Origin of the sequence: Trinickia sp. (assembly GCF_051953955.1) — a bacterium.
In the GTDB taxonomy this organism is placed as follows: Bacteria; Pseudomonadota; Gammaproteobacteria; order Burkholderiales; family Burkholderiaceae; genus Trinickia.
Genome location: NZ_JBQCIF010000110.1, coordinates 18511 through 28188, shown reverse-complemented (window position 1 = coordinate 28188; position 9678 = coordinate 18511). Strand labels below are relative to the sequence as shown.

Below are 9678 nucleotides of genomic sequence, written 5' to 3'. Positions count from 1 at the left end.
GTCGCCCGAGGAGCGCGAAGAGCTCGACGGGCTGTACGAATGCATTTTGTGCGCGAGCTGCTCGACCTCGTGCCCCAGCTTCTGGTGGAATCCGGACAAGTTCGTCGGCCCCGCTGGCCTATTGCAGGCGTACCGGTTCATTGCCGATACGCGCGACCAGGCCACCGGCGAGCGCTTGGACAACCTGGAAGACCCTTACCGTCTGTTCCGTTGCCATACGATCATGAACTGCGTCGACGTCTGCCCCAAGGGCTTGAACCCGACCAAGGCGATCGGCAAGATCAAGGAACTGATGGTGCGCCGCGCGGTTTGATGGCGGGAGCCTGAGGTAGGATCGGGCATTCCCTATTACCAACCTCCTGCTCTCCGCGTTCATGCTGCTTCTTCTCGTCGTCGTGGCCGGCCTATGGGCCGGCCTGCAAAACACCCTCGCCGGCGGCGGCTCGTTCGTCACGCTGCCCGCCTTGATCATCTCGGGCATGACGCCGCTCGCCGCGAACATCACGTCGACGGTCGCCCTCTTCCCGGGTCAAGTGGTATCGGGCTTCGCTGGGCGACGCCTCGTCACCGGTGCGAACCGGCTCCCGTTCTCCGTGCTGTTCGGCGTCAGCGTGGTAGGCGGCGCGGTAGGCGGGATTCTGCTTCTCGTCACCCCCTCGTCGGTCTTCACTCGGCTCGTTCCCTGGCTCGTGCTGTTCGCAACCGCCGTGTTCGCCTGGGGCAGCTTCGTGCGCCGGCCGCAAGAAACGAAGGCCCATCTTTCGCCCGTTGCCGCGGCATTCGTTCAGTTCCTGATCGCCATCTACGGTGGCTATTTCGGCGGCGGCATCGGTTTTCTGATGATGGCCGCGCTCACGATGGCCGGGCTGCCCACGCGCAATGCCGGGGCAACCAAGAATGCCCTTGCCGGTGTGATGAACGCCGCCGCCGTCGTCATTTTCGTGACGTCTTCGCAGCTTCACTGGCGCGAGGCGATCGCGCTCGGCGCGGGCGCGATCGTCGGCGGCTTGGCCGGCGTATGGGCCCTGCGCCGCGTGAACGAGCGCGTTCTGCGCATTGCCATCGTCTGCATCGGCGTCGCGTTGACGATTGGTCTCTTCGTGAAGCCGATCAGCTGACTTCAGAACGTCACGCCCGCCACTAGCATCAGGTTCGCATAGGGCGTGCACTCGCCCGTGCGCACGACGGCGCGCGCGCGATGCGACAGTCGCTTCAGTTCATCGTGCGAAACGACTCGGCGTAACCCGATCTCGCCCATCCAGTCGCTCGCGAGCCACGCGTCGGTGCGCTCGAGCGTTTCGCTCGCGACGATATGCGACTCGACCTGCATCTCCGTCAACAACACGCGCACGGTCGTCGCGAAATCGGGCACCCCCGGCGTCAGCGCCAGATCGATGATCTCGGTTCCGGAACCATGCGGAGCCGGCATGCCGGCATCGGTGACGAGCACCATATCGCCATGACCGAGCGTCGCCACGAGCCGCGACAACGCGCTATTGAGCAACTGCGTCTTCTTCATTCTTTTTCTTCGATTTCATGCAAATAGGGGATCGAGGTTTGCGCCCCCGCGCGCGTCACCGATAGCGCCGCGGCCGCCTGGCCGAAACGCACGGCTTCATCGAGCGAACGCTTCGCCGCGAGCGCCGCGCAAAACCCGCCGACGAACGTATCGCCAGCCGCCGTCGTATCGATTGCCTCGACCTCGGCGGGAAGATAGTGTTGCCCACGGCTGCCGCCGTCGCCCTGGCTCTCGCTCGCGCCCTCGCCTTCGGCAAGCACCAATACACCGCGTTTGCCGAGCGTGATGATCACGTTGCGTGCGCCGCTAGCCTGCAATGCCTTTGCCGCCTGCCGCGCGCTTTCGGGCGAATCGACGGCGATGCCCGCAAGCACCGATGCCTCGATTTCGTTAGGGATCAGGAAATCGGCGGCCTCGAGCCAACTGCGCGGCAGCGGGCCCGTCACGGGTGCGGGATTGAGCACGACGGTTCGCCCGAGCGCGCGTGCGTTGCGCATCGCGGCCAGAACGGTTTCGTCGGGGACTTCCATTTGACAGACGACGATATCGGCTTGCGCAATGGCCGTCTCGTGTGACGTAATCGTCGCCGGACTCAGCGCACCGTTGCTGCCCGCCACAATGACGATCGCATTCTGGCCGCGATCGTCGACGACGATCATCGCGACGCCGGTGGGCAACGCCGGGTCGGCAGCCACGCCGCTGCAATCGATGCCGTCGCGGCGCAACGCCGCCAGGAGCTGCCTTCCGTTATCGTCGTCGCCGACGCATCCGATCATCGTGACGTCGGCACCGAGCCTCGCCGCGGCGACGGCCTGATTGCCTCCCTTGCCGCCGGGCACCGTATCGAACGATCGGCCGGCCAGCGTCTCGCCCGCGCTCGGCAAACGCGGCGCGCGGATCACGAGATCCATGTTGAGGCTGCCGACCACCGCGACGCGACCCGCGCGCTTTTCCACTGCCGTTGTGCTCATCGAAGTCATGTCATGGCGCCGTTTGAGTGAATGCATGTCCTACGCGCGCGGCCAGGCGCGCACTGGATTCGCGCACGAGCAGCCGCGGCTCGATCATGTGCGTCTGCGCGGGACCGGTGACGGTGCCGTTGATCCGTGCGAGCAACGTGCTGGCGGCCGCATCGCCAAGCCGCAAAATCGCCTGCCCCACGGTCGACAACGCCGGATACACGTACCGGCTCATTTCGACGTCGTCGAAGCCGACGATCGAACAGTCGGCCGGCACGCGCAGCCCGCGCTCGGCGGCCGCGCGCAACGCACCGATCGCCATCATGTCGTTGCTCGCGAACATAGCCGTGGGCGCAACGGTGTCCAACAGTTCGCATGCGGCCGCATAGCCGCCCGGGCACGTGAAGCTGCCCTCCACGACCGCGCCCGGCACGACGTCCACGCCACGCTCGGCCATCGCACGCCTAAACCCGGCCACACGGGTCGCGCTGACCGCCGTGTCGCGCGCCCCGGCGATGCAGCCGATGCGTGTGTGCCCCAGATCGAGCAGATGGCGCGTCGCCATCATGGCGCCGGCTTCGTGATCGATCTGCACGAAATCGGCATCGAGCCCGGCAATCGGGCGATCGACGATCACGACCGGCACGCGCACCGCTCTCAGATCGTCCGCCACCGACTCGTCCTCGCCGACGGACGCCACGATGAGGCCGTCGATGCGATTCTGGTGCAGGACACGCAGGCACTCGCGCTGAGTCAGGATGTCGTTATCGGAATTGCACAGAATCACGCAGTAGCCGCGGCGGCGCAAAGAGCCCTCGATGCCGCGGGCGAATTCGGCGAAGTAAGGGTTCGTATTGTTCGGCACGACGAGGCCGATCGTCGCCGTGGTCTTCGCCTTGAGCGAGCGTGCCGGCGCGGAGGGCACGTAGTTCATCTCCGCGATGGCCGCCAGCACGCGCGCGCGCTTGTCCTCGCTGACGGGGCGCGTATTGTTCAGAACGTGCGAGACCGTCGTGTACGACACCCCCGCCCGTTCCGCTACGTCTCGGATCGTCCACATGATGAAAGCAATGCCCGGCTATTCTTGGGATCTAGTCGCGTCTCGCGCCGCGGCGGCTGCGATAGGTATCGAGCACGACGGCGACGACGATGACGGCGCCCGTGATGATACGTTTAGTCGGCTCGTTTGCGCCGATTTGGGCCAGGCCCGCCGCCAGCACGGAGATGATCAGCACCCCGAAGAACGTGCTGATCACCGAGCCGCGGCCGCCCATGAGGCTCGTGCCGCCGATGACGACGGCCGCGATCACCTGCAACTCGATGCCCGCGCCGGCATTCGGATCGGCCGCTTCGAGGCGCGAGATCTGAAACAGCGATGCCAGCCCGGACAGCGCTCCCATCAACGCGAATACGATCACCTTGTACGGGCGCGGATCGATGCCGGCGAGCCGCACCGCCGTTGCGTTCGTGCCGATGCCGATCAGGCAGCGGCCGAACACCGTGCGACGCAGCACCAATTGCGCGACGACCATCACGATCATCGCAATCACGAATGCCGGCGAAATACCGGCGGCGAACGGATTGGCCAGCCAATCGAACGTGCTGCCGATATACGACGTGCGCGAATCGGTCAATTGATAGGCAAGCCCGCGCGCCATTTCGAGGACGCCGAGCGAAACGATGAACGACGGGATTCTCCATGCGACCGTCACCATGCCCGTCAAGCTGCCAGCCAACGCTGCCACGACGAGGCCGGCGAGCGCCGCCGGAATCGCGCTCCAATGCCATTGCAGCGCGACCACGCTGACGGCGGAAGCCGACAGTGCCAGCACGGAGCCGACCGACAGATCGATCTCGGCCAGGATCAGCACGAACGTCATGCCGACCGACATGACGACGAGATCGGGAATCTGGTTGGCGATCGTGACGAACGTTTCGTACGTGAAGAAGTGCGAACTGAGCATCGAGAACAGCGCGATCATCGCGGCAAGCGCAATGATCAAGCCCAGATAGCTCGTGAGCTCGACCCGTGCCGCGCGCTTGCCCGGCAAAGCGGCGGCGTCGGCAGGCGTGTTGGAGGAAATCGTCATGATGCGTCTCTCGTCAGTATCTAGTTCTAGCGGGTGAGCGTGTGAATGCGTCAGTGCATCAGTGCATCAGTGCGTCAGCAGTTCGTCACGCTTCGCATAGCCGGAAAATGCCGCGGCCAGCAAATCGTCTTGTGTCCATTCGCCGCGTTCGAAGATGCGAACGAGCTTGCCGGCCGACATCACACCGATCCGGTCGCAAATGAGCATGAGCTCGCGCAGCTCGCTCGATACGACCACGAGCGCTTTGCCCTTCTTCGCTTCTTCCCCGAGCAGGTTGTAGATTTCGAACTTCGCGCCGACGTCGATTCCGCGCGTCGGCTCGTCGAACAGCAGAACGTCGGCGTCGCGCTCGAGCCAGCGTCCGATCACCACCTTCTGCTGATTGCCGCCCGACAGCTCGCCGACGGCCTGCTGCCCGTCCGAGCAGCGAATCCGCATGGCATCGATATGGCGCTGGGCAAGCGCCCGCTCGCGTCCGCCGTCGATCCAGCCGAAGCGCGATACGGCGCCGAAGTTGTTGAGCGCCAGGTTCGACGCGATCGACTGCGGCAGCATCAGGCCTTCGCTCTTGCGATCCTCTGTGATCAAGGCCATGCCTTGCTTCACGGCATCGGCGGGCGAGCCGATGTGCACGGGCCGCGGCGGCGTGCCGATCGATACCGTGCCGGCGTCCTTGGCATCGGCGCCGAAGATCGCCCGCAGCAATTCGGTGCGACCGGAGCCGATCAAGCCGCTGATACCGAAGATCTCGCCGCGCTTCACCTCGAACGAGACGTCGCGAACCGCATCGCCACGCGAGAGCTTCTCGACTCGCAGCATCGGCGCGCCGATCTCGCGCTCGCCGAAGTCGATCGTCTCGCCGATGTCGCGTCCGACCATCTGCGTCACCAGTTGGTCCGTGGTGTAGTTCGCAATCGGCCCGACGCTGACGAGCTTGCCGTCGCGCAGCACGGCAACGCGGTCGGAAATGCGCGCAAGCTCCTCGAGCCGGTGCGAGATATAGACGATCGATACGCCGTCGCGCTTCAACCGCTCGACCTGCTCGAACAATAGATCGACTTCGCGCCCGGTCAGCATCGCGGTGGGCTCGTCGAGAATCATCACGCGGCAATCGCCGATCAGATTCCGAGCGATTTCGACGAGCTGTTGATGGCCGATCCCGAGCTCGCCGACGAGCGTGTCGGGATCGAGCGCTTCGAGCCCGACGCGCGCCATCGCCACGCGCGCATCCTCGCGCAGACGCTTGCGCGCAATCCAGCCGATTCCCTTGATGGCCGGCAGCCGGTTCAAAAATAGGTTCTCGCCGATCGTGAGCGTCGGCAGCAGGTTCAATTCCTGCATCACCATGCGCACACCGAGTGCCTCGGCCTCGCTGCGGCTCGCGGGCGCGTACGGCTGCCCGAGAAATTCCATCACGCCGCAGGTCGGCTTGACGAGCCCGCTGACGATCTTCGACAGCGTGCTCTTGCCAGCGCCGTTCTCACCCGTGAGCGCAAGCACTTCGCCCGCGTTCAGCGTGAGATCGATGCCGGTCAGGACCGGCACGGTGTAGGTCTTGCCCGCGCCGCTCACTGTCAGCACGGGGCTGCGCGGCGGCAAACGCTGCGCGGTGTCCGTTGAAACAGTTTTCATGCGTCCTCCTCCAAGCGCCCCAGGGCGAGGCCTATCCGTGTTCCGATCCGGTGCCGCGCCTACTTCTTGACGATCAGCTCGACCGGCGTTTCGACGACGCTTGCGAGCTCGCTTTGCTTCTTGTGATCGTGGATCGCCTTCAGCGCGGTGTCGATGCCGAATACGGCCTGCTTGGCGGCGAACTGATCGACCGTCGCCAGGATACGCCCGTCGGCCAGCATCGGCTTCACGGCGGCGATGTTATCGTAGCCGATCACGGCCACCTTGCCGGCCCGGCCCGAGGCGCGAATCGCGGAAACGGCGCCGAGCGCCATGTTGTCGTTGCCGCACAGCAGTGCCTTCAGGTGCGGATCGGCATTGAGCATCGCCGACGCCACCGCATTGCCCTTGTCGATCTCCCAATCGCCCGATTGGACCGACGCGACCTTCATGCCGGCCGCCGCCATGGCGTCCTTGAAGCCCGCCGTGCGCTGCTGGGCGTTCGTCGTCGTGGAGACGCCTTCGATGATGCCGACCTCGTCGCCGCGGCTCAGTTTCGCGGCGAGGTAGTCGCCCGCGAGGCGCGCGCCCTTGCGATTGTCGGGGCCGACGAACGGCACCGTCATATCCTTGGACTTCAGCACGTCCGGATCCAGGCGATTGTCGATGTTCACGACGATGATGCCGGCATCGATCGCCTTCTTGATCACGGGCACCATCGCCTTCGAATCGGCCGGCGCGATCACGATCGCATCGACCTTCGAGACGATCATCTGCTCGACGATGCGGATCTGCGCGGCGGTGTCGGTTTCGTCCTTGATGCCGTTGGCGACGAGATCGAACTGCGCGGCGTGATGCTGCTGATAATCCTTCGCGCCGTCTTCCATCGTGCGGAAGAACTCGTTCGCGAGGGACTTCATGACGAGGGCGACCTTCGGTCGGGCCGCGTCAGGCTTGTGAGCCGGTTCCTGCGCTTGCGCGCCGAGCGGCAGCATGACGGCGGCGGCCAAGCCGATGCAGGTGGCCAGCACGCGGCGGCGAATGAGGGTCTTCATAACGGATGTCTCCTGGAATCTTCGATTTGGTTATGGATGCCGGCAGCCGATTCAGGTGTCGCAGGCTGTTGCGCAACCGGTTGCGCAACAAATTTAGCAGAAGTAATGCGAAAACATGGCTCGCAACCGGTTGCGGATCGAATAGTCGAGGAGGGAAACGGTAAAGTCAACCCTCGGGCGTTGTGCGTCGCATCATGAGGCGGGAGGCGCGGGGAACTCTGTCGCGGTGGCTTTATTCCCTACTCGACGATGGTTTGTAACCGGGCCAGGGCGTCCTCAACGACTTCGAGGGTGCGCGCTCAACAGCCCCCGCATCCGGACTGTCCGAGGACCGCTAGGCGACCAAATCGGCGGATTCAAGCGACATCACCGGTCCTCAAGGCAATGTAACGACTGCCGCGAGCCCGCCCCCTTCGCGATTCGCGAGTCGAAGGCCGCCGCCGATGGCACGCGTCAACTGGGTAGCAATGGCCAATCCCAAGCCCGCTCCACCCGTGTCGCGGTTGCGCGAGCCTTCCACCCGGTAGAACGGTTCTAGCACCCGGTCCAATTGCGCGTCCGGAATACCCGGCCCGCGATCGCACACCGCGACACACATTGCACCGTGCTCGTCGCGCCAGGCGCTAACCTCGGCCGAACCGCCATACTTGACGGCGTTATCGATCAGATTGCCCAGCACGCGCCGCAACGCTTGGCGGCGAACCATCGCCACCCCGCTGATCGATCCCGTCAGCGCGACCGGTTTGCCCATATCCTCGTAGTCGAATACGAGGGCCTCCAAAAACGCCTTCAGGTCCATGCGCACCGGCACCTCCGCGCCGCCATGCGCACTGCGGGCGTAAGCCACACCCTCACGCACGAGGTGCTCCATCTCGTGCAGATCGGCGAGGATCTTTCTTTGCTCCGCGCCGTCTTCCAGCGATTCCGCGCGCAGCCGCATGCGCGTGATCGGTGTCTGCAAGTCATGCGAGATCGAAGCAAGAATATGCAAACGCTCCTTGAGATGGCGGGCGATGCGGTCCTGCATCGTGTTGAAGGCAACGGCGGCGCGCGCCACTTCGAGCGGGCCGTCTTCCTTCATGCGCGGGCCATCCGCCGTCGGCGTCATGCCTTCCGCGGCCTGCGCGAGTTGCGCCAACGGACGCGCGGCCAACCGCACCGCCAACCAGGTGCAGGCGAGCAGCAAACCCAACTCCAGCATGAGCACGACCGGCAACCACCGCGCGATCGGCGGCACGCCCTTAGGAATGATCTCGAGCGCCAGCGGGGAGCCGTCGTGCAACGTGAAGTGCACTTGATAACGCTCGGGCCGCGTCGAAATCGCATCGGCGCGCACACGATAAGCGGGACCCACTTCCTTTGCGATCCGGCCCGCGAGCATGCGCGAGCTCGTCGTCACGAGCGGCATGCCGGGCTCACCGGGTCCGAGCACGAAGCGATAGTTGTCGCGCTGCAAGCGGCCGAGCCAGCCGGCGCGTTCGGCCGCGGGCAAGCGATCCAGCATCGCGACCGAGGTGCCGACTTCGTGCTCGACCGTATCGAACATGGTCGCGGCGGCGCTTTCATTTCGCTCGTGAACCATCAACGCGAAGGAAAGCCCCTGCGCCAACATCAAGCCCACGAAGATGATCACGTAGACGCGCGACGCCATGCTGCGCGGCAGCCAGCGCCTTGCCGCGGGGAATGCCAAGCCGCTCACGCGCTGTCCCCATGCACGGTGATCGGCATGCTGAAGACGTAGCCTTCACTGCGCACGGTCTTGATGTACGACTGATCTTTGCTGTTGTCTTCCAACCGCGCCCGCAGGCGGCTCACCAAAAGATCGATGGATCGATCGAACAGTTCCGCGTCGCGGCCCTGCGTCAGATTCAGCAATTGATCTCGCGAAAGCACGCGCTGCGGATGATCGAGAAACACGCGCAGCAAGCGAAACTCCGCACCGCTGAGCGGCACGATCGTCCTCTGCTCGTCGAGCAGATGGCGCGCGGTGGTGTCGAGCTGCCACCGCCCGAAGGAAACGGTTTGCGCGGACTCGGTGATGCTCAGATTCGGCGGCAGCATGCGCGTGCGGCGGATGACCGCCTTGATGCGCGCGAGCAACTCCCTGGGCGAGAACGGCTTGACCACGTAGTCGTCGGCGCCCATCTCGAGGCCGACGATGCGATCGGTTTCGTCGTCGCGCGCGGTCAAGAGCAGAATCGGCAGCGCGCGGTGCTTGCTTGCGCGCAACGTGCGGCACAGCACCAAACCATCGTCGCCCGGCATCATGATGTCGAGCACCACAAGGTCGAACGCGGACGTATCCAATTGCGCGAGCATGTCGCGGCCGTCCACCGCCGCGCTGGCGCGCAAGCCGTTCTTTCGAAGATACTCCACGACGCCGGTGCGGATATCGCGGTCGTCATCCACGACGAGGATATGGTCGATGTGGTCCATGTTTGCTT

10 protein-coding genes are annotated in these 9678 nt (G+C 64.8%); 2 read left to right on the top strand and 8 right to left on the bottom strand.

The features are described from left to right. On the top strand, positions 1 to 313 hold a 313-nt coding region (locus ACTHNZ_RS20380; protein ID WP_440544384.1), incomplete at its 5' end, for a 4Fe-4S dicluster domain-containing protein. A gap of 61 nt (positions 314 to 374) precedes the next feature. Continuing rightward, positions 375 to 1118 carry a sulfite exporter TauE/SafE family protein gene (locus ACTHNZ_RS20375; protein ID WP_440544383.1) on the top strand — a complete coding sequence of 248 codons (744 nt, stop codon included), beginning with the start codon at positions 375 to 377 and terminating at the stop codon, positions 1116 to 1118. Positions 1119 to 1120: 2 nt separating this feature from the next. Here the strand turns inward: ACTHNZ_RS20375 and rbsD are convergent, their stop codons facing one another. The 8 genes from rbsD to ACTHNZ_RS20335 all read right to left on the bottom strand — a co-directional run bounded on the left by rbsD (position 1121) and on the right by ACTHNZ_RS20335 (position 9670). Continuing rightward, positions 1121 to 1519, bottom strand: coding sequence for a D-ribose pyranase (gene rbsD / locus ACTHNZ_RS20370; RefSeq protein ID WP_440544382.1), 399 nt, complete (start codon positions 1517 to 1519; stop codon positions 1121 to 1123). Then, a complete protein-coding gene (gene rbsK, locus ACTHNZ_RS20365) occupies positions 1516 to 2499 on the bottom strand; it encodes a ribokinase (RefSeq protein ID WP_440544381.1) in 984 nt (327 codons plus the stop codon). Before rbsK ends, rbsD begins: the two co-directional genes overlap by 4 nt. A gap of 1 nt (position 2500) precedes the next feature. Further along, positions 2501 to 3538: a LacI family DNA-binding transcriptional regulator gene (locus ACTHNZ_RS20360; RefSeq protein WP_440544380.1), complete on the bottom strand. Its 1038-nt coding sequence runs from the start codon at positions 3536 to 3538 to the stop codon at positions 2501 to 2503. 31 nt (positions 3539 to 3569) lie between these two features. After that, positions 3570 to 4568, bottom strand: a complete 999-nt coding sequence (locus ACTHNZ_RS20355; RefSeq protein WP_440544379.1) for an ABC transporter permease — start codon at positions 4566 to 4568, stop codon at positions 3570 to 3572. Between the two features lie 66 nt (positions 4569 to 4634). Beyond that, positions 4635 to 6200, bottom strand: a complete 1566-nt coding sequence (locus tag ACTHNZ_RS20350; protein WP_440544378.1) for a sugar ABC transporter ATP-binding protein — start codon at positions 6198 to 6200, stop codon at positions 4635 to 4637. 59 nt (positions 6201 to 6259) lie between these two features. After that, positions 6260 to 7234: a sugar ABC transporter substrate-binding protein gene (locus ACTHNZ_RS20345; RefSeq protein ID WP_440544377.1), complete on the bottom strand. Its 975-nt coding sequence runs from the start codon at positions 7232 to 7234 to the stop codon at positions 6260 to 6262. Positions 7235 to 7610: 376 nt separating this feature from the next. Next, on the bottom strand, positions 7611 to 8933 hold the full coding sequence (locus tag ACTHNZ_RS20340) for a sensor histidine kinase (RefSeq protein WP_440544376.1): 1323 nt from the start codon (positions 8931 to 8933) through the stop codon (positions 7611 to 7613). Continuing rightward, a complete protein-coding gene (locus tag ACTHNZ_RS20335) occupies positions 8930 to 9670 on the bottom strand; it encodes a response regulator (protein ID WP_440544375.1) in 741 nt (246 codons plus the stop codon). Before ACTHNZ_RS20335 ends, ACTHNZ_RS20340 begins: the two co-directional genes overlap by 4 nt. Positions 9671 to 9678: the final 8 nt, after the last annotated feature.